Here is a 20,582-nt window from a genome sequence, read left to right as displayed (position 1 = left end):
CTTCGCTTTCCGCAGAAATCAACAGAGTGCAAAATCAATTTATGAGCTTTAAATATATATCCTTAAGAATTAATACTTTCCTGAAATTTCTCGAAGAACAGATCTGCTTCTTCTTGGACAAATTCTTCTTCGACTCGGTCAGGCAGCTTGGGTAATTCCTCAATGTTTTTTAGACCGAAATAATCAAGAAATTCTTTAGTGGTTCCATAAAGGTAGGCCCTCCCTGTTCCCTCCGCTCTTCCAACTTCCTTAATGAGTGCTTTTGTCATTAGGGTATGAAGTGGCCTTTCCGTTTTTACTCCGCGTATTTCTTCAATTTCAGCACGAGTGATTGGCTGTTTATATGCAATAATCGCCAATGTTTCCAACGCTGCCTGTGATAGGGTAGCCGTATTGGGTGAGTCTACAAGCCTTTTTAAGTACGTTGCGTTTTCTTTTTTTGTGGCAAGCTGATACGTACCTGCAAGCTGAACAATCATGATTCCACGTTTACTGTCCTTTTCATACACCTGTATTAATTCTTCTACTATTTCTCCGGCCTTCGATTCCTCTACCTCTAGGACCTCAGCAACATGCTTTAAAGTAAGTCCTTCATCACCTGCCGCAAATAAAAGACTCTCTAAAATGCTATGCCAATTTATTATTTCCAAGCCCCTTACACTCCTTCTTGTATTGCATGAACAAAGATGTCCCCAAAGTTTTCATTTTGCTCTACATCTATTTCTTTTCTTTTGATTAGCTCCAAAACTGCCAAAAACGTTACAACAATATGCTCCTTTGCAGGAATAGGGAATAAATCATTGAAGTTTTTCCGGCCTTTTAGAAGCTTTAACTCACTCATTATTTCATTCATTCTTGTTTCAATGGATATTTCTTGCCTAGCAATCTTTGTGGCCAATGGGCGTTGCAGCTTTTTTCTTCTTAAAAGTTTCTGAAAAGCAGCTAACATATCATAAAGGGTGATATTTATTTCTATTTTTTCTGGTTGTTTTTCCTTTGCAAGATCCGAAAGGTCGCTTGGAGGTTTTGTATACATGAGTCCTCGTTCCTCTTCCAGTGACTTTAAATCATGCGCGGCTTCTTTATATTTTCGATATTCAATTAACCTTTCAACAAGCTCATCTCTAGGGTCTTCTTCATAATTAATTTCAGAATTGAAGTCATCCAATTCCTCTTCATGCTTTGGTAAAAGCATTTTACTTTTAATCGCTAATAAGGTTGCTGCCATTACTAAAAACTCACTGGCAATATCCAATTTAAGTTCGGTCATTGTTTTAATATAGATTAAGTATTGCTCGGTAATTTGGGCAACAGGGATATCGTATATATCAATTTCTAATCGATTAATTAAATGGAGGAGTAAATCCAATGGTCCTTCAAATGCGTCAATTTTTACATTATAGTGTATCATCTTTCACCAGTATCCTTGAAGTAATTTTCATAGGCTGCGTTAAATTGGTCTGTTGATTTGCGCTTCACTAAGGAATGCTTCTTGGAATAATCACCGCAGGAGTCTCGTGCCTTCCGCGCAAATCAACAGAGTGCAAATATCAACATTTAGCTTAACACAGCCTATTAAGCATGACTATTATTAGTATAGAGGATTCAAATACGTTATCCAATAGAAAAATCATTACCATTCCAAAATTCAAAAATGGGATGTTGACCTATAACACTGGACAAACAGCCTACATATGATGAGAGTGAAAAGAATAACAAAACACTATAGGAGGTTTTTGAACATGTCTGATGGTCACGGTTTTGGAGGCGGTTTTGCTTTAATCGTAGTTCTATTCATTCTGTTAATTATTGTTGGTGCTTCCTGGTTTTAATTAGAAACACCAAAGTAAGTTAGCAAGAAAGCCCGCCTTTTGGGGCGGGCTTTTTCCTTTTGAATTATTCTGAAGAAACAATGATTATATGCTACACTGTACATATCTTAACTATTAGGGGTGATTTTTTGTACCCGAAGGAGTATGTTCAATTTTTAGTTCATTTTAATGGTGATCGTGATTATTTTGAATGCCACGAAATACTAGAGGAATATTGGAAGGAATCTAACGATAAACAGAAGGATTCCATCTGGGTAGGGTTCATCCTATTAGCGGTTTCAAGGTACCATCATCGCCGGGGAAATTTTAATGGTGCCGAAAGAACGTTGAAAAAGGCTATTAAAATCCTGTCCCTAAAGGCAAATGATTTAATCTTACAGGGGCTAGATGTTAATGTTTTATTCCCTATACTCTCAAAACTTATTGAGGAAATCGAAAAAGAGGAATGCTATCAAAGCATTAATCTTCCTGTAATCGATTCTACTCTTTTAAACGCATGTATAAAGGGTTGTGAAGAATTAGGTTTTATCTGGGGTGAGAGAAGTAACTTAGAGGATGAATCAATCGTGCATAGACATAAATTACGCGATAGGACATTGGTCATTGAAGAACGCATGGAAGCACTTAGGAATAGAAAAGGCAACGAATAAAAATCCTCGTTGCCTTTCACTGATTTAGTTAGCAAAAATCACATTTCTCAACGAATGGTGCTGTGTTGTCATTTGCGGTTATTTGCTTGTTGGGATACAAATCCTTAAGAGCTTTAACCATTCTTTTTCCAACCCCTTGATAACGATGTGAGGGATTGACAGAAATATGCTGAATCATTAACTCAGAATCATCATCGTTCATTTGAACCCCAATCAGACCGATAATATCTTCTTCCTTCCAAAGAAAGAGCTGTAGGTTCTCTTCCGTTTCATACTCCTTAATGGTGAATTGGAGTTTCTTCAAGTCCTTTTCAGTAGGCATAAAGGACAATAAGCCCATGGCTATCTTTTCGAATGTTTTCTTATAACGAATTAACATAATAGCTCCCTCATTATATTAAATAAACCCAGTTAGGGATAATATATTTTTTCTAACAAATTCATAAATAAACAGTTTTCTCTATAATATGTAACCAAATTCGTAAAGTGTTTCATTATTGTCAATCATACATAATAAATGTTTATCTATCAATCCCAAGTAACATTATTTCGGTACAATAAAAACCCAATAGATAATCCCCCAAATAAGTGCTAGTCCTACAAGGATACCAAACACAGTCCAATTACTTTTCTTCATAAAAAATCCTCCAAATACAATTTGAAGATAGCGTACATGTTGTCATTCTACACTATATACAAAAAATAATCCATTGACCAAAATAAATAAACTGCCGCTTAGGCGGCAGCTCATTTATTTTAATGGCAGGTCTAACCGAAGTAAATCTTCGTATGTTTCTCTTTTTACAACAAGTGTTGACTTCCCATTTTCAACAAAGACCACTGCAGGACGTGGAATACGATTATAATTATTTGCCATCGAATATCCATAGGCACCCGTACAAAAAACAGCAAGAAGATCATCATCTTCTGTTTCCGGAAGTGGTAAATCCCAAATCAGCATATCACCAGATTCACAGCATTTACCAGCAATGGAAACCTTATTCGTGGCTTCTGCCAATGGCCTATTTGCAAGTACCGCTTCATACTTCGCCTGATAGAGAGCAGGTCTTATATTGTCACTCATCCCACCGTCTACCGCTAAATATTTTCTCACGCCAGGAACTTCTTTAGAAGAACCAATTTGATATAGTGTTGTACCCGCGTCACCAACAAGTGACCTTCCAGGTTCTATCCAAATTTCTGGCATTTTCATTGAGTAATCCTGAATTAATCTCTTTACCTCTTTTATAATTTCACTAACATATTGTGAAGGCAGCAGAGGTTCATCTTCACTAGTATAGCGAATCCCAAAACCTCCGCCTAGATTAAGGACTTTTGCTTCAAAGTTAAGTGTATTTCTCCATTGATTCATTTTGCCAACAATTTTATCAGCAGCGAGCAAGAAACCGGTGGTTTCAAAGATTTGGGATCCAATATGACAATGTAATCCTAGCACATCAAAGTGATTACAACGTAGTGCAGTCACTAAAGCTTCCTCCGCTTGTCCATTTTGCAAATCAAAACCAAATTTCGAATCTTCCTGACCAGTTAAGATATAATCATGTGTATGCGCTTCAATTCCTGGAGTAACCCGGAGTAAAATACTAACTGATGCATTTTGTTCCATGCAGATTGCTTTTAATAGTTCTAATTCATAAAAATTATCAACTACGATACAGCCAATTTTGTTGTCTAACGCCATTTCTAATTCTTCTCTACTTTTATTGTTTCCATGAAAGTGAATTCTTTCAGCCGGAAATCCAGCAGCAATGGCAGTATATAACTCTCCGCCTGAGACTACATCGAGAGATAATCCTTCTTCCTCAGCAAGCTGAAGCATGGCAATCGTCGAAAAGGCCTTACTGGCATACGCAACCTGTGCTTTAATATTTTGCTCGTCAAAGGTCTTCTTAAATCCTCTTGCTCTTTCCCTCATTAATGATACATCATATACATAGAGAGGAGTTCCAAATTGCTCGGCCAACTCTACTGCATCTACTCCGCCAATTTCCAAATTTCCCTTGCCGTTTACGCCTGTTGTCCCGTAAAAATACATTCCCTTCCCTCTCTCCGCAAAGACTCTTTATTAGTTTATGGTACGTGCTTAAAAAAGTAATAAATAAATAGACAGAATCCACAAAGGATACTGCCTATTTTTAGCTTTTTATCCTTTTAGATAATTAAAAATACTTTAGCATAACCAAATCTTTTCCGCAATAATTTATTCTCAATCCGGCGGCTGACGGTAGCGATTCCTCGGATGCACAATACTTGGACGAAGGATTGACCCTGGAATTGCACGTCGGAAAATAATTTGCAAGAATCCCTTTGGTTCGAAGGGAAGAAATGGCCAAAAATACGGTGTATTTAAAGTGCGTGTTGTTACTAGATGAATAAACAGCATGGTGGAACCAATAACAAAGCCTGGTGTATGGAAAATTGATACTAGAATTACTAGAACGATTCGGCCAATTTTATTTGCTACACTTAACTCATAACTTGGGGTGGTAAATGAACCGATACCTGCCACCGCAACATATAGAATCACTTCAGGAACAAACAAACCAACTTCAATAGCAATCTGACCAATCAATACCGCCGCAATCAACCCCATAGCGGTTGATAGGGGAGTTGGTGTATGTATGGCTGCAATCTTTAAAAATTCAAGACCAAAATCAGCTAGTAATATTTGAAACACCACTGGTATATTCGTTTGTTCATTTGGTCCGATATACGAGAGCTTATCTGGCAGCAAGGACGGTTCTAATACAAACAACAGCCATAACGGAAGTAAAAATATTGATGTTAGAATACCTAAAAACCTAGACCAGCGGACGAAGGTCCCCATTATAGGCGCTTCACGGAACTCCTCAGCGTGTTGTACATGATGGAAATAGGTGGTTGGTGCAATGATTACACTTGGTGAGGTATCAACATATATAACCACATGCCCTTCTAAAAGATGTGCAGCAGCGACATCGGCACGTTCTGTGTATCTTACCAACGGATAAGGATTAAAACCTTGTTTTAAAATAAACTCTTCTATTGTTTTATCGGCCATCGGAATCCCATCGATTTTAATGGACTTAAGCTCTTTACGAAGAATATTAACTAAGTCTGGATCTGCAATATCATTTATGTAGCCAATGGCTATATCTGTTTTTGAACGTTCACCCACCTTTAGAATCTCAAAGCGCAGACGTTCATCACGTATTCTTCTTCTTGTTAAAGCAGTATTAATAACAATGTTTTCCACAAACCCGTCACGCGAACCTCTAACTACTTTTTCAGTATCTGGCTCTTGTGGTGAACGGCCTGGGTAGCTTCTGACATCTACTGCTAGAGCAGTATTTGCTCCTTCCACTACCACAACAATTAATCCAGATAAAACCTGAGTAACCATTTCATCAAGTGTTTTTACTGGACTAACCGACTGGTTGACGAGCCGGTTTTCGACTATTTTAAAAAGATCTGCTGACAATTTCTCATGATCATTAATGCGTACTAATTCTTCAACGGTCTCAATAATAAATTGAGTATCACATAAACCAGTTATCCAGTAAAAGTGGACATCTTTTTTAAGAATTTTTAACTTACGAACACCAAAGTCAAAACTTACACCCAGCCCAACCCGGTGTTTCATGTAATGTTCAATTTCTTGCAGCGACTCAGGAATCGGCCATGCTTGCTCGTTCTCTCTCGTCACGAAATCCACTCCTTTCGAGGATTAGTTCTACCGCTTTTTTCGTAATAGGGGCACCGCGTTCATAGTGGTCCCTCCTTGCCATTTTTCCTACATCTCCAATTCCAACAATGATTGGAACATCTAGTTCATCAAGGCAGTATACGGTGTCTCCATTTAATCTTCCTATCTCTAGCTCTGGTATACCATGTTTGTCTACACCATAAGAAGTTAATTCACCATCCCGATCAATACTTACATCGATTCTAGTCCATTCTGCCTGATGGGTTTTTGCAGCAACTGCAATGATACCCAAGACTTCAATATCCTTGTGGGTGGCGACAAATTTTAACGCACGTTCCCCTGCACCTTCACCAACAAGTCCACTATCATCAAACATTACTAATACTGGGTCATTAGCAGCCTTTTTAATTAGCTTTACGAGCTCCTCCCCTGTTAGTGCAGAAGGATTCCCATGAGACTGCGTAATACAACGCCCGCCCACTTCATGAGCGACATGCTCTACTGCCCTCTTTGCATACTCATCACCATCAGTAATTAATATAACCCGCCTTCGAATGCTCATACTTCGTTGTCCTTTCCAGGCCGAGATTAATGATGAACAAAATAGACCCATTGAAAAATTGACCCAACAATTTTTCCTAAAACAATCGCCATTATTAAAATAATTATTTTCCCATCAATCCCCAGTCTTTTTGCAAGAACAGGAAATACGTTTAATACCTCTGTAAGTCCTGCCGCTAACATCCCAACAAAGACTCCTCCAGCAAATCCAAGAGGTAACATAAAATATGGGGATAGCCCCAATATTGGATCTCTTAAGCTTCCTGCGCAACCCGATAGTGCCCCTATTACTACAGCCCATTCATAGTGCCGAATCATCTTCATTGTCTTCGATAATTGTGTCAGCCTAGGGATAATTCCAAGTACTGTAAGAAAGGCTACAAAACCTGAACCAACTGCTAATCCACCTGCAAGCCCAATAAACATAACCGCAATGACTTTAATCGTCATTTGTACGTTTTATACTTTCCTTATTTTCATAAATGATCACATAATTATCTAAATCCATTTGATAGTTAAACATTTCGACTTCCAGGGGACTTGGTTCTTCGTTGATTCTTTTTTGAAATACATGGTTGAAGAATAAAATCATGCCAAGACCTAATCCGATTGAATATGGGATTTGAAAAATCCAAGGCTTAGAGTCTTCGACACCTGTTATTATTTTGTATAACTTTTCTTGAACACTCCGCATACTGACATCGTCATGAAAATTCATAATGGCCATTGCTGAACCGAAAAATAATAAAAACCATATCAAGATAAAAATAGGGGTCGACATTTGTTTTTTCTTAAACATTACTTCTACAATTGTTTGTGCTGGTCCAATCGTTTGGACCTCGACATCTTCAATCAGATTCGAAATCATTCGAATTACTTTCATGACATCGATGATGATAATATTTTTATCCCTTATGGACACTTGGTGAACCATCAAATTTTTCAATTCTGGTATTACAGTTTCTGGAGCAATAATCTGGGCAATATCCAATAAATAAACTTTTTCATCTGGTTTTACCAGAACACGATTCCGCATGCGGATGTAGACTGTTTTTTCCAAAACATTCACTCCCCACACATTGATTTCCTTGTATAACTAGTATGAGCAAAATTTCTTACTTTACTAAAAAAAAAGACCGCATGGATTAGAGATCCATACGATCTTTCATTTGCTGCAGTATCTTTTTTTCAAGTCTTGATACCTGCACCTGAGAAATTCCCAGTCGCACTGCTACTTCCGATTGCGTTTGATCCTTATAATAACGTAAATAGACAATGAGCCGCTCACGTTCATCTAATTCTCGAATCGCTTCTTTTAAGGCTATTTTATCAAACCATTTGCCTTCATTTCCATCATCGATCTGATCTAATAATGTAATAGGGTCTCCATCATTTTCATAAACTGTTTCGTGAATCGAAGATGGCGTCCGACTTGCCTCCTGGGCGAGAATAACATCCTCTGGTGACAGCTGAAGATGCTCTGAAATCTCGTTAACCGTTGGAATTCTTCCATAAGTTTTCGATAATTCATCTTTCGCTTTTCTAATTCGGTTGCCCATTTCCTTTAATGATCGGCTAACCTTTACTGTCCCATCATCACGTATAAATCTTTGTATTTCACCAATAATCATTGGAACTGCATAGGTAGAAAATTTCACATCATAGGAAAGATCAAACTTATCTACAGATTTCAGCAGTCCGATACATCCAATTTGAAAAAGATCATCTGGATCATATCCCCTATTTAGAAACCGCTGAACAACGGACCAAACAAGACGCATATTTTTTTCAGCAATAAGGTCTCTTGCTGCTTGGTCGCCGTCTTGGCTTTTCTTAATAAGTTCCTTAACTTCATGGTCCTTTAAATACGTTTGCGCTTTATCTTTTTTGACCTCCACATCCATTGGCAAGTCTCCTTAATTGCATAGCATTTTGCTTGTGTGTAAATGCTTTTTTAGTCTTACTTCGGTTCCTTTACCTGGCTGTGTGAGAACCTCAACCTCATCCATGAAATTTTCCATGATAGTGAATCCCATACCAGATCTTTCTAAATCTGGCTTCGTTGTAAATAATGGCTGTCGAGCTTCCTCCACATCTACAATACCTAGTCCGACATCTTTAATCGAAATATCCACTAAATTATCTTCAATGGTTACCTGAATATAAACAATTCCATCTGGGTCATTTTCATAACCATGTATAATGGAGTTGGTTACTACTTCAGAAACAACGGTTTTGATTTCAGTCAATTCATCCATTGTAGGGTCAAGCTGTGCAATAAAAGCAGCAACCGTGACACGGGCAAATGATTCATTTTGACTTAATGCACTGAATTGAAGAGTCATTGAATTCTTCACTCAGGCCACCCCCAATCTTTGCAATGCAAACTCTTCAGTCGGTTCCAGCTTAATAATTTTAAACATCCCCGACATATCGAATAATCGTTGTATTGCAGGGGAAATCGCACAAACGACCATTTCACCATGCACCTGCTTGATTTGCTTATACCGCCCTAAAATGACGCCTAACCCAGAGCTATCCATAAAAGAAAGCTGTTCTAGATTCAAAACTATATGACGAATATCATTTTTCTCAATTGCATTAGCAGCTTGCTCACGTAATTCGTCGGCTGTATGATGATCTAACTCACCGCATAAACGCAGCAATAAAACATCATGTTTTATTTCCATTTCAATGTTAAGACTCACTATCCCTAGCCTCCTTCATCTGGTATAGTGAGTCAATTCGTTACCGTTAGAGCAATCTCCTTCTCTCAAGACAAAACTAGTTGATATTTGCTAAAATTAGTTGTAATTCGACAAAACGAAAAGCGGAAGCGCCTTGCTCAGGGGCGACAGGCATAAGACGAGCCGGCATGAAGGTTGTGCTCTTTATCCTACTTGACGGATTGGCTTATGACCCCGAGCCCCTAGGCGCTGGAGCTGGACAACAAGAACGGATTCTTACTTTCCTGCTTTTGTGAACATTCCAAATGAACGTTTATAAAGTGTCCACCAAGTTGCTTCCTTTACTTCGTTTTTCGCAACTAACTCACTTTCTAGAACCACTTTTCCATCTTTCACAAATTGAATAGTTCCAACCTTATCTCCTTTTGTAATTGGAGCGTTTAAGTTTTTATCAAGCGTAACTTTTCGTTTAACATCCTCTGTTTTTTCACCTTTTTTAGTAAGTAAAGAAAGAGGTTCACTTGTTACTGCCTCTACTTTCTTGTCTTTCCCTTTGTTAACTTGAGCATTGCCAATTACTTCATTTCGCTTGAACATTGGGTGCGTTTGGTATTGGGCAAACGCATAATTAAGCATCTTCGTCACTTGGGCATTTCTTTCTTTTGAAGTCGGTGCTCCAAATACAACAGCAATGACTCGCATACCATCCTTTTGGGCGGTTGCTGTCAAACAATATTTCGCTTCAGCAGTGAATCCTGTCTTTAGTCCATCTACTCCTGGGTAAAAGCGAACTAATTTATTGGTATTAACAAGCCAGAATTTTTTATCTGTATTCTCACGAAGGTACGCTTCGTACATTCCAGTAAACTTTGTTATGTCTTCATATTTTAATAGCTCTTTGGCCATAATCGCCATATCATGTGCGGAACTATAATGACCGCTACCAGGAAGACCTGTAGTATTTTTAAAAATCGTATTTTTTAAACCAAGTTCTTTTACTTTGTTATTCATCATGTCAACAAAGGCTTCTTCCGATCCTGCAATTTTCTCGGCCATTGCTACGGATGCGTCATTTCCGGAGCCAATCGCAATACCCTGGAGCATTTGCTTTACCGTCATTTCTTCTCCAGGTTCAAGGAAGATTTGCGAACCGCCCATGGAAGCAGCATATTCACTAGTTCGGACACTTTCATCCCATTTAAGTTTTCCTTGATCAATTGCTTCCATAATAAGAAGCATGGTCATAATTTTTGTCATGCTTGCTGGTGGGAGCTCCTCATTACTATTTTTCTCATAAAGAATTTGGCCAGTATCACGCTCAATTAAAATCGCGGACCTTACATTATCTGTTATATCAGAAGTCGTTTTTTCTTCTGCAGAGACAGACGGAATCCATAAACTTGTAAGTAACAAGGCTATTACTAGTAAAGAAATATATCGTTTCATTGCATAACCCTCCATTCTTTATATAGATTCCATTTTTTCCAAATCCAACAACTTTATACAATATTTCCCTGACAACACAATAAAAAAGTCCAGGATTTTTTCCTGGACTTTCACTTATTGGTTCTATTCTGTTATTTCTTCATGAATTAAGATTGGCGCCTCAACTTTTTCAGAGGAAACGATAATATTTTCATAAAGCATTTCTTTTACTTCACTTACATCTTCAAAATTACTGTAAATCGTTACTAACGATTCACCTTTTTTCACTTGATCACCGATTTTCTTTCGTAAAACAAGTCCAACAGCTAAATCAATTACGGACTCTTTTGTCGCTCTTCCTGCTCCTAATTTCATTGCAGCCGTTCCTACTTCATCCGCAACGATTTCAGAAACATAACCATCTTCTTTAGCTTCTAACTCGAATGTAAATTGAGCTTGAGGCATTTTAGAAGGATCATCAACAATCGATGCATCTCCACCTTGTGAGCTCAAGAAGACCTTAAACTTTTCAAGTGCTGAGCCATCTTTAATGACATTTTCAAGCATCGTACGAGCTTCTGCTAATGAACTTGCCTTTTCAGCTAAGTAAACCATGTGACTGCCAAGAGTTAAACAAAGCTCTGTTAAGTCCTCTGGACCTTCACCCTTTAAGGTATCAATCGCTTCCTTCACTTCAAGTGCATTTCCGATAGCAAACCCGAGCGGCTGACTCATGTCAGAAATAACTGCCATCGTTCGTCTTCCAACATTGTTTCCGATGCCTACCATTGCTTTAGCCAGTTCTCTTGAGTCTTCAATTGTTTTCATGAAGGCACCTGCACCCGTTTTTACATCTAGAACAATGGCATCTGCACCTGCTGCGATTTTTTTGCTCATGATTGAGCCCGCAATTAATGGAATACTATTAACGGTTGCTGTTACATCTCTTAACGCATATAACTTTTTATCAGCAGGTGTTAAGTTACCACTTTGCCCAATTACTGCTATTTTGTTTTTGTTAACTAAATCAATGAATTCCTCGTTTTCAATTTCAACATGGAAGCCTTTTACTGCTTCTAATTTGTCAATCGTTCCGCCGGTGTGTCCTAAACCGCGCCCCGACATTTTTGCAACCGGAACATCAAGTGCAGCAACAAGCGGTCCAAGTACTAAGGTTGTTGTATCTCCTACTCCTCCAGTTGAATGCTTATCCACTTTAATTCCTTCGATTTCCGATAAATCAATTTGATCGCCAGATTCAACCATTGCCATTGTTAAATCCGCTCTTTCTTTTTCTGTCATCCCCTGAAAAAAGATTGCCATGGTTAAGGCACTAACCTGATAATCGGGTATGGAACCATCAGTGTAACCATTGATAATATACTTTATTTCCTCTGTAGTTAGTTCATGCCCATCTCTTTTTTTCTCAATTAAGTCAACCATTCTCATACTAATCACCACTTTAATAAGATTATTTAGCTATACTTTTAACAATTTCTTTTATATATGATAGAAAATTAGCTTTTACTCTTTCTGTTGTTTCAATAACTTCCTCATGTGATAAAGGCTGGTCTAGAATTCCTGCAGCCATATTCGTAATGCAAGAAATTCCAAGGACCTTCATCCCTCCATGGCGGGCAACAATCACTTCAGGCACTGTTGACATACCAACAGCGTCTCCTCCTAGTGTTCTAACCATTCTAATTTCTGATGGAGTTTCATAGACTGGTCCCGAAAATCCGAAATATACGCCTTCTTTTACATTAATATTTAAGCGGGCTGCAATCTCTTTCGCTGCATTCCGCAATTCTTTTGTATAGGCCTCTGACATATCAGGGAAACGGGGACCAAATTTTGAATCATTTGGACCTATTAAAGGATTAGCACCTGTAAAATTAATATGATCACTAATAATCATAAGGTCTCCTGCTTCGAAGCTTTCATTAACACCGCCCGCAGCATTCGTTACGATTAACATGTCCACACCTAATTCTTTCATCACCCGTACAGGGAAGGTTACTTTGTCCATACCGTACCCTTCATAAAAATGGAAACGGCCTTGCATCGCAACCACTTCTACACCCTCTAAAATTCCAAAAACAAGCTGTCCGGCATGACCTTCAACAGTTGAAATCGGGAAATTAGGTATTTCATTGTATGGTATCTTAACAGGATTCTCAATTTCATCAGCTAGAACACCAAGACCAGAGCCTAAGATAAGTCCAATTTTAGGTGTATTTGAATATTTCTCTTTTAAAAAGTCTGCTGCGTTTTGAATTTTTTCTGGATTCATGTTCATACCCCTTTAATTTAATTCTTGTAAGAAGCTTTTTCCAAAATTAGGCATTTTCACTTTAAAGTTTTCTGCAACTGTTGCCCCAATATCAGCGAAGGTTTCACGAATAGGAAGTTCTTTGCCTTCTGCCATTTTCTTGGAATAAACAATTAATGGTACATATTCACGGGTGTGATCCGTTCCTGGTGCCACTGGATCATTTCCGTGATCCGCTGTAATGATTAATAAATCATCATCTTTTAACTTAGCAAACACTTCTGGTAAGCGTGCATCATATTCTTCAAGTGCATTCCCGTAGCCTTCTGGATCGCGGCGATGTCCATATAGTGCATCAAAATCTACTAAATTCAAGAAGCTCATTCCAGTAAAATCCATGTCCAGTGTCTGTACTAACTTATCCATACCATCCATATTAGAAATTGTTCTTAGAGACTGTGTAACACCTTCACCATCATAAATATCTGAGATTTTCCCAATCGCAATGACATCTAAACCTGCATCTTTCATCTCACTCATAACCGTTCTATCAAATGGTTTTAATGCATAGTCATGACGATTAGCTGTTCTTTTAAAATTGCTTGGTTCACCCAAGAATGGACGAGCAATAACACGCCCAACCATATATTTTTCATCGAGAGTTAACTCGCGAGCGATTTTACATATTTTATATTGCTCTTCAATTGGAACAATTTCTTCATGTGCTGCAATTTGGAGTACAGAATCTGCAGAAGTATAGACAATCAACGCTCCCGTTTTCATATGCTCTTCCCCAAGCTCATCAAGAATTTCCGTTCCACTAGCAGGTTTATTGCCAATTATCTTTCTTCCCGTACGTTCTTCCAATTCGGAAAGGAGCTCATCTGGGAATCCATCTGGGAAAACACGGAAAGGTGTTTGTATATTCAACCCCATAATCTCCCAATGACCTGTCATGGTGTCCTTTCCGTTGGAAGCCTCCATCATTTTTGTAAAGTAGGCTAAGGGTTTTTCAGCTTTTTCAATCCCCTTAATTTCTCGAATATTGCTTAAACCTAAACTTCCCATGTTGGGCATAGTTAGACCGTTCATTCGTTCAGCAATATGTCCAAGGGTATCTGCACCTTTGTCACCAAACTTATCTGCATCCGGTGATTCACCAATCCCAACAGAGTCCATCACAATTAAAAATATTCGTTTATATGTATTTAACGCCATTTTAAGTCTTCCTCCTTTTTCTAAAATAACTTTGCTAATTAATAAAAATAGATTGCCCTTATTAAAATAGGATTATTTACGCTTTCAAAAATTTAAAGTCAGAAGTCTGACCTCTATATTTTACTAAACTCTAGTAAAATTACAAGAAAAAGCTGTCCATAAATATGGCAGCTTTTCGACATTTTTTAAAATCATTTTAAATCTAGTATCCTATTAAGCTCTAGGATGAAATTTACTATAGACATCCTTTAACCTTGTCTTCGATAACTGCGTATAAATTTGAGTAGTAGAAATATCTGCATGTCCGAGCATTTCTTGGACTGCTTTTAAATCTGCACCATTTTGTAAAAGATGTGTCGCAAATGAATGACGAAGTGTGTGCGGTGTTAACTCATTCTTAATGCCAGCTTCGTTTGCAAGTTTTTTTAAAATCTTCCAAAATCCTTGACGAGATAGTCGCTTTCCATGGTGGTTTAAGAATAATGAATCCTCCGTACGATTCTCCAGTAGAAAATTTGGTCTTCCATACTCCAGGTACCGTTTTAATGCTTCTGCTGCCGGTCCTCCAACTGGAATAATTCGCTCTTTATTACTTTTTCCGATAACAGTGACGAAGCCCATTGTTAAATTAACATGCTCTACATCAATTTGAATAAGTTCACTAACACGAATACCAGTAGCATAAAGGAACTCTAGCATTGCCTTGTCCCTTAATGCAAAATGCCCTTGTCCATTAGATATGTCTAAAAGTTTTTCTACTTCCTCTAAACTTAAAACTTTTGGAATTGACCTTTCTGACTTAGGAATCTCGATTAGGATTGATGGGTCTTGATTCGCAGCATGAGTACGTAATAAAAATTGATGGAAAGCACGTAGGGAAGCCACATGCCTAGCCAAGGTTTTCGGAGATTTCCCTTGCTCCTTTAAGAAATTCAGGAAATGGACTATATGAGCTCTTTGTACATGATTTAAAGTGTCAACTGCTTCAACGTTTTTTAAGTAGCGAAGATAGTTTTTCAAGTCTCGTTCATATGATAGCAGCGTATTCTTTGCCACCCTTTTATCTACCAGTAAAAACTGCATAAAATCTTTCAAATAATCTTCCATTGAATACTACTCCCCATTTAAGTAAAACAAAATCAGCCGATCCAGCCAGAATGAATTTTCATCCTTATTTAGTGTGGAAACCTTTAAAGCAGAGCCTTCTGGTGAATCATAGCGATGGTAATTTTGGTACTCCTCATTTACCCACATAATACCATAATAAAAGAGTATCGTGCACCCGGTGAATATGATAAAAACCTTTAAGGTTTGTAGTATTACTTTAATAAAAGAGAACATTTATCTTCCCCCAAACAATCAGCCTAGTAAAAGATATGCCAATTTGTCCACCTTTTATACCTAAAGGCAGGATTTTGGCGAATTTATTTTATGAGAGCTGGGAAAAAGAAATGAAAAAAAGCCCTTTTCATTAAAAAGGACTTTTGATTATTATTCGGCTTTTTCTTCCACTTTTCCTTTATCTAGGCACCGATAGCAAATGCCATGAAATGTGAGACGATGGTCCTTTATCTTAAAATTCCATCTGCGTTCCACCACGGCCTCCACATCTTCAAGAAGGTCTTCTTGTATTTCATCAACTGCTCCACATTCAATACAAACAAGATGATGATGAAAATGTGCTGCACCTTCTTGGCGAAGGTCATAACGAGAAACTCCATCACCAAAGTTAATTTTATCTACGATTTTCAATTCAGTTAATAGCTCAAGTGTACGATAAACAGTTGCCAATCCTATTTCAGGCGACTTTTCTTTAACGAGGAGGTATACATCTTCTGCACTTAAATGATCCTCTTCATGCTCTAACAATACCCGAACGGTTGCTTCACGTTGAGGTGTTAGCTTATAACTTGACGAATGCAAATGCTTTTTAATTCTCTCAATTCTTGTTTCCATACCGAAGTCCCTCCCTCGCCGCTGCTATTCTCATTATAACAGATGAGAAAGAGGTGTCAAAATAAAATTATTATAAACAACAGATTATATTTAATATTAAGTAATAATTTTTATAAATCAAGTGATCCCATCATTGTTTTCATCAGCCATGGTGATACATAAGCCTCTACTCCTGAGGCAGCAGATATAAGAACTACAGCAACGATGAAGGTGAGAATATAGTTTTTGAAAAATGGTAAGATTGGTTGTCCAGATGTCTTAAAGAATTGTTTTTTAATCATTCTCAATGAGAATATTACCGATAAAGCAGCCATTAAAATGAAAACGGGAATGATAATCAAATTTTGTGGGAGAATGGATACAAATGCAAGTAAAAATCCCTTCAATCCCAATTGACTAACAAGAAAACCAACCGTAAAACCTACCACCAGACCCTTAATAAATAACAGAATGAGTATCACTGGCAGTCCAATAATAGAAATTCCTAGTATCCAAATGAGTCCAATGAACTTGCTATTATGAAGGAAACTTTGAGCAAATAAATCATTATTTTCTGTAACTTTCCCATTTAGAATTTGACTGAAAAATTGTGATAAATAATAAAATAAATCTTCCTTTTGGGTGATGCTCATGCTATTCACAACAATTGCCCCAAAGATGACACCCATTAAAAATAATATGACAATAAATAAAAAAGTTGAGGAATGCTCACGGAAATAACTAGCGGCATCGTTCTGGTACAATCGTTTCTTCATCTGCAGTCCCTCCTATTTCTCCTAATCAGTTATTACATTTTATGCCTTTCTAGTATTTCTATGACGATAAATTAATAGATTTTAAATTTAAAAAGAAGTGGGGGTTGCTCATCGCAGATATAACGATTAACGCGGATATATTTATTTTTTAGTAAAATTTGAAACGGTAAATATCAAAAAACCCGGCAGATTTGGTGATTCTGCCGGGTTTTTTCATTAAATTATTATATTAGTCTGCAATTTTTCCGTATTTTCCTCCGCCGCCTGCTGCTAATGTAACTTTTCCTTCTCTTGCTTTCATGATGAGATCAGCAATCTTTGGTGGAACCACTTCGGTCAGCGCCTGATATGGAACTTCATGCAAAATTGCCATTTCAGAACCAAAATGATTGACGAGTTTTTCGAGTAATTTTGGTCCTAATCCCGGAATAAAATCTAGCGGGACTTGATGGACATAGGGAGGACGCCCTTCTGGACTCTTTTCAGCAGTCTTTAATTCAAGAATTCGATCAGCTACACCTTTAATGATTTTTTTATTACCACACTGAGTACATATTTGGTCTTCCTCACTAGCTGGATGTAAACATTCTGCACAGACAGTTTTGTGATATTTTCCAAGGAGCGGATCTAATCCGTAATTCGCTAGGATATGTCGTCCGTCCTCCTTCCTTAATGCCATTCCTAATTCTTTAAATGATGCTTCCTTCATCAATATTACTTGATATTCGCGGGCAATTTTTGCTAAGGAATGAGCGTCGGAATTGGTCACAAAGGTATAGTTGTGTAATTCTTTTATCTGATCTGCCATCAACGTATTAGAACTTAATCCAAGCTCAATCCCATCAATCATGTCTGGGTCGAATACTTCCGTTAAGGATTTATTGACACCTTTACCATATAGACTTTTAAAAGGAGTAAACACATGTGCTGGAATAAAGATTCCGCCTAATTCTTTAACCCTTTTTTGCAAATCTTGACCTGATGCGTAAATCCGCTGCGAACTCAACTGGACATTTTTCAAATGCCCAGACAGCCAATTAGAAAACTCCCTCATAATAGAAATTGTAGGAAAAAACACAAGCACATGTATCGGACCATTGCATTGTTCATCATAGATTTCTAACTCGGAACCGGGGATTACCGTTAAATCACCGAATGCTAAGCCTCCATCTGGATGTTCAATTATGTCTCCACTCGAAACAAGGCTTTCCATTTCAAGGATTACTTCAGGTGAGTGGCTGTCAATAATTCCAATCATATTCATACCTTTTTCATGCCTTGCATGTTCGATGATATTAGTAAACGTTAATGATTTCGCACCTGTTATTTTTACAGGTTTACCCGACCAGGTTCTTCCGATATGAATATGTAGATCTACATAATAGCGTTTCATTTTTTTACTAAAGCCTCTTGCAGCTGTATGTATTGAACGGCATAAGCGGTTTTGGCATCATAAATTTTTTGTTCCTTTATATATTGAATGGCTTCATCCAGTGTTAATTCCTCAAGGTTCACAAATTCATCTTCATCAAGTGTTGCCGCATTTTCTTTCTTTGTTAATCCTTTGGCAACATATAAATGAACAATCTCATCTGCAAATCCAGGTGAGGTATAGAATGAGAGAAGCAGCTCCAGACTTTCACATTCATACCCTGTCTCTTCTTCTAACTCCCGACGGGCACAAAGAGCAGGTTCTTCGCCTTTTTCTAACTTTCCTGCTGGTATTTCAACAATCGTCCGTTCAAGTGCTTTTCGAAATTGCTCTACCATAACAATTTTTTTATCGTCGGTGATGGCCAAGATAGCGACAGCACCTGGGTGTTTAATTATCTCCCTTTTTGACTGTTTTCCATTTGGAAGCTCAACATCCTGAAGGTGAAGGCTAATGACTTTACCTGAAAAAATTTCTTCGCTATGTAATGTCTTTTCATTAAGATTACCCATCTAGGTCAACTCCTGTTCTATTTCTGTATATTCTGCTCATACATTTTACCATACATTATTTGGAGGGGTATGGGATGAAGGTGTACGTGCATGAGAAGGGAATAATTCTAGTTGGTAAGGGATGGGAAGTCGTACAAAAGCTAAAGGAATACAATAAAGAGTATCCTACCGTTGCCGAGTGGCTAGAAAAAGTCGCTCCTAAATAACCTTTTACGTTTGTAGTCTTCCCCGGACTTTATTAAAATTATAGAAAAGGACGGGGTGATATTTTTGAAAAAAAGAAAACTGGGAAACTCAGATTTATGGGTAACAGAATTAGGTTTAGGCTGTATGTCGATTGGCACCGAGGAGAAAGCAGCTAGAGAGGTTATTGAAACCGCATTGGATGAGGGAATCAATTATTTCGATACTGCAGATTTATATGATTTTGGTGAAAATGAAAAAATCGTCGGGACAGCTTTAAAGGAAGTTCGTGATAACGTAATTATTGCGTCCAAGGTTGGCAACCGTTGGAAATCTGATAAATCAGGCTGGTCTTGGGACCCATCCAAATCGTATATAAAGGAAGCAGTTAAACAAAGTTTGAAACGACTTGGCACCGATTATATTGACCTTTACCAGCTGCACGGCGGGACAATTGAGGATCGAATTGATGACGTGATAGAGGCTTTTGAAGAATTAAAGGCGGAGGGACTTATTCGTTATTATGGACTCTCCTCCATTCGCCCAAATGTCATTCGTGAGTATGTACAGAAGTCTCACATTGTTTCTGTGATGATGCAATATAGTATTTTGGACCGACGCGCTGAGGAAGAAACTTTGCCATTTCTACACGAGCATGGAGTTAGTGTAGTAACCCGTGGTCCTCTCGCAAAAGGACTTCTAACTGATAAAATGTTCAAAAAGGTATCACAGAAAGGATATCAAGACTATAGTCAGGAAGAGCTTCTTAATGTATTACCTGCGCTAAAGGACAAGCTGGCAGGTGACCGCTCATTTACCGAAATAGCGCTTCAATACAATTTGGCCCATCCTGCTGTTGCCTCAGTCATTGCCGGTGCCAGCAGTCCAGAACAAGTTAGAGCCAATGCCCACGCTATTAATAGCCAGTCTCTAACAGAAGATGAAATAGCTTTGATAAAAACAATATCTAAAACAACACTTTATAAAGAACATCGTTAAAAAAATAGGAGGGCCATTGGCTCTCCTATTTAAATTCCTTCCAGTTCATACCGCTCTCGTTGAGCAGCTCCTCGAAAGATTTATTTTTCTCTTTTAAACGGCGTTCTTCTCTTTTCCGTTGCTCTTCTGCTTCTTTCTTACGCTCTTCTGCTGCCTTGAGCTGGTCTTGCTGTTCTTTTAACTGCTTGATTAATTCCGGATTGATCATATCTTTAAGCGTTACCGCTGCTTCTTCTTTTTTTGGTTTAGATTGATTTTTTTGTTTCGATTTCTTTACCATCCTAAACTCCCCCATAATCATCATTTCATATGTATTATACCATTTTAATAGAAAGGCTGTGTTAAATTGGACTGTTGATTTGTGCTCCACTAAGGAATGCTTCTTCGAATAATC

26 protein-coding genes are annotated in these 20,582 nt (G+C 37.9%); 4 read left to right on the top strand and 22 right to left on the bottom strand.

Annotated features, from left to right (window positions below):
• Window positions 1-62: 62 nt before the first annotated feature.
• Window positions 63-650, bottom strand: coding sequence for an SMC-Scp complex subunit ScpB (gene scpB, locus CHI06_RS04530; protein WP_095247237.1), 588 nt, complete (start codon window positions 648-650; stop codon window positions 63-65).
• A gap of 5 nt (window positions 651-655) precedes the next feature.
• Window positions 656-1,411, bottom strand: coding sequence for a segregation/condensation protein A (locus CHI06_RS04525; RefSeq protein WP_095247236.1), 756 nt, complete (start codon window positions 1,409-1,411; stop codon window positions 656-658).
• 331 nt (window positions 1,412-1,742) lie between these two features.
• On the opposite strand from CHI06_RS04525, the gene CHI06_RS04520 reads away from it, so the two are divergent.
• Complete coding sequence (locus CHI06_RS04520; protein ID WP_095247235.1) at window positions 1,743-1,832, top strand: YjcZ family sporulation protein; 90 nt, start codon at window positions 1,743-1,745, stop codon at window positions 1,830-1,832.
• Between the two features lie 128 nt (window positions 1,833-1,960).
• Window positions 1,961-2,482, top strand: coding sequence for a DUF309 domain-containing protein (locus tag CHI06_RS04515; protein ID WP_095247234.1), 522 nt, complete (start codon window positions 1,961-1,963; stop codon window positions 2,480-2,482).
• Between the two features lie 28 nt (window positions 2,483-2,510).
• On the opposite strand, the gene CHI06_RS04510 is transcribed toward CHI06_RS04515, so the two are convergent.
• From CHI06_RS04510 to CHI06_RS04420, 19 genes are all read right to left on the bottom strand, one after another.
• The gene (locus CHI06_RS04510) at window positions 2,511-2,861 is read right to left on the bottom strand and encodes a GNAT family N-acetyltransferase (protein WP_095247233.1); all 351 of its coding nucleotides are present in this window, start codon (window positions 2,859-2,861) and stop codon (window positions 2,511-2,513) included.
• Between the two features lie 372 nt (window positions 2,862-3,233).
• The gene (gene lysA, locus CHI06_RS04505; RefSeq protein ID WP_095247232.1) at window positions 3,234-4,538 is read right to left on the bottom strand and encodes a diaminopimelate decarboxylase; all 1,305 of its coding nucleotides are present in this window, start codon (window positions 4,536-4,538) and stop codon (window positions 3,234-3,236) included.
• A gap of 171 nt (window positions 4,539-4,709) precedes the next feature.
• The gene (locus tag CHI06_RS04500; RefSeq protein WP_095247239.1) at window positions 4,710-6,125 is read right to left on the bottom strand and encodes a spore germination protein; all 1,416 of its coding nucleotides are present in this window, start codon (window positions 6,123-6,125) and stop codon (window positions 4,710-4,712) included.
• 25 nt (window positions 6,126-6,150) lie between these two features.
• Window positions 6,151-6,750 carry a stage V sporulation protein AE gene (locus tag CHI06_RS04495; RefSeq protein ID WP_095247231.1) on the bottom strand — a complete coding sequence of 200 codons (600 nt, stop codon included), beginning with the start codon at window positions 6,748-6,750 and terminating at the stop codon, window positions 6,151-6,153.
• A gap of 26 nt (window positions 6,751-6,776) precedes the next feature.
• Window positions 6,777-7,199 (bottom strand): stage V sporulation protein AB, encoded by a 423-nt coding sequence (locus tag CHI06_RS04490; protein ID WP_095247230.1) that lies wholly within the window; start codon window positions 7,197-7,199, stop codon window positions 6,777-6,779.
• On the bottom strand, window positions 7,189-7,809 hold the full coding sequence (locus tag CHI06_RS04485) for a stage V sporulation protein AA (RefSeq protein WP_095247229.1): 621 nt from the start codon (window positions 7,807-7,809) through the stop codon (window positions 7,189-7,191). Before CHI06_RS04485 ends, CHI06_RS04490 begins: the two co-directional genes overlap by 11 nt.
• An 85-nt stretch (window positions 7,810-7,894) precedes the next feature.
• Window positions 7,895-8,653 carry an RNA polymerase sporulation sigma factor SigF gene (gene sigF / locus CHI06_RS04480; RefSeq protein WP_034677308.1) on the bottom strand — a complete coding sequence of 253 codons (759 nt, stop codon included), beginning with the start codon at window positions 8,651-8,653 and terminating at the stop codon, window positions 7,895-7,897.
• A gap of 12 nt (window positions 8,654-8,665) precedes the next feature.
• Window positions 8,666-9,106 (bottom strand): anti-sigma F factor, encoded by a 441-nt coding sequence (gene spoIIAB / locus CHI06_RS04475; protein ID WP_095247228.1) that lies wholly within the window; start codon window positions 9,104-9,106, stop codon window positions 8,666-8,668.
• On the bottom strand, window positions 9,107-9,457 hold the full coding sequence (gene spoIIAA / locus CHI06_RS04470) for an anti-sigma F factor antagonist (RefSeq protein ID WP_095247227.1): 351 nt from the start codon (window positions 9,455-9,457) through the stop codon (window positions 9,107-9,109).
• Between the two features lie 255 nt (window positions 9,458-9,712).
• Window positions 9,713-10,882 (bottom strand): D-alanyl-D-alanine carboxypeptidase family protein, encoded by a 1,170-nt coding sequence (locus CHI06_RS04465; protein WP_142300922.1) that lies wholly within the window; start codon window positions 10,880-10,882, stop codon window positions 9,713-9,715.
• A 123-nt stretch (window positions 10,883-11,005) separates the two neighbouring features.
• Window positions 11,006-12,310 carry a pyrimidine-nucleoside phosphorylase gene (locus tag CHI06_RS04460; RefSeq protein WP_095247225.1) on the bottom strand — a complete coding sequence of 435 codons (1,305 nt, stop codon included), beginning with the start codon at window positions 12,308-12,310 and terminating at the stop codon, window positions 11,006-11,008.
• A gap of 22 nt (window positions 12,311-12,332) precedes the next feature.
• Complete coding sequence (locus CHI06_RS04455) at window positions 12,333-13,154, bottom strand: purine-nucleoside phosphorylase (protein WP_095247224.1); 822 nt, start codon at window positions 13,152-13,154, stop codon at window positions 12,333-12,335.
• Window positions 13,155-13,166: 12 nt separating this feature from the next.
• A complete protein-coding gene (gene deoB, locus CHI06_RS04450; RefSeq protein WP_095247223.1) occupies window positions 13,167-14,351 on the bottom strand; it encodes a phosphopentomutase in 1,185 nt (394 codons plus the stop codon).
• Between the two features lie 213 nt (window positions 14,352-14,564).
• Window positions 14,565-15,458, bottom strand: a complete 894-nt coding sequence (gene xerD, locus CHI06_RS04445) for a site-specific tyrosine recombinase XerD (protein WP_095247222.1) — start codon at window positions 15,456-15,458, stop codon at window positions 14,565-14,567.
• Window positions 15,459-15,464: 6 nt separating this feature from the next.
• Window positions 15,465-15,692 (bottom strand): YqzK family protein, encoded by a 228-nt coding sequence (locus CHI06_RS04440; protein WP_095247221.1) that lies wholly within the window; start codon window positions 15,690-15,692, stop codon window positions 15,465-15,467.
• Between the two features lie 150 nt (window positions 15,693-15,842).
• Window positions 15,843-16,307: a ferric iron uptake transcriptional regulator gene (fur, locus tag CHI06_RS04435; protein WP_095247220.1), complete on the bottom strand. Its 465-nt coding sequence runs from the start codon at window positions 16,305-16,307 to the stop codon at window positions 15,843-15,845.
• A 110-nt stretch (window positions 16,308-16,417) separates the two neighbouring features.
• Entirely contained in the window at window positions 16,418-17,062 is a 645-nt protein-coding gene (gene spoIIM, locus CHI06_RS04430; RefSeq protein ID WP_095247219.1) for a stage II sporulation protein M, read from the bottom strand.
• 229 nt (window positions 17,063-17,291) lie between these two features.
• Window positions 17,292-18,455, bottom strand: coding sequence for an endonuclease Q family protein (locus CHI06_RS04425; RefSeq protein WP_095247218.1), 1,164 nt, complete (start codon window positions 18,453-18,455; stop codon window positions 17,292-17,294).
• On the bottom strand, window positions 18,452-19,006 hold the full coding sequence (locus CHI06_RS04420) for an NUDIX hydrolase (protein ID WP_095247217.1): 555 nt from the start codon (window positions 19,004-19,006) through the stop codon (window positions 18,452-18,454). Before CHI06_RS04420 ends, CHI06_RS04425 begins: the two co-directional genes overlap by 4 nt.
• Window positions 19,007-19,080: 74 nt before the next feature.
• Here CHI06_RS04420 and mciZ point away from each other — a divergent pair, with 74 nt between their 5' ends.
• Complete coding sequence (mciZ, locus tag CHI06_RS04415) at window positions 19,081-19,212, top strand: Z-ring formation inhibitor MciZ (protein WP_095247216.1); 132 nt, start codon at window positions 19,081-19,083, stop codon at window positions 19,210-19,212.
• Between the two features lie 64 nt (window positions 19,213-19,276).
• Window positions 19,277-20,188 carry an aldo/keto reductase gene (locus tag CHI06_RS04410; RefSeq protein ID WP_095247215.1) on the top strand — a complete coding sequence of 304 codons (912 nt, stop codon included), beginning with the start codon at window positions 19,277-19,279 and terminating at the stop codon, window positions 20,186-20,188.
• A gap of 25 nt (window positions 20,189-20,213) precedes the next feature.
• On the opposite strand, the gene CHI06_RS04405 is transcribed toward CHI06_RS04410, so the two are convergent.
• The coding region (locus CHI06_RS04405) for a YqkE family protein (protein ID WP_306453799.1) at window positions 20,214-20,582 on the bottom strand (369 nt) is incomplete at its 5' end.

Source organism: Bacillus sp. 7884-1, assembly GCF_002272245.1.
GTDB lineage: Bacteria > Bacillota > Bacilli > Bacillales > Cytobacillaceae > Neobacillus.
Note: the sequence above shows the minus strand (reverse complement) of the source record. Positions and strands in the feature narration are given on the sequence as shown.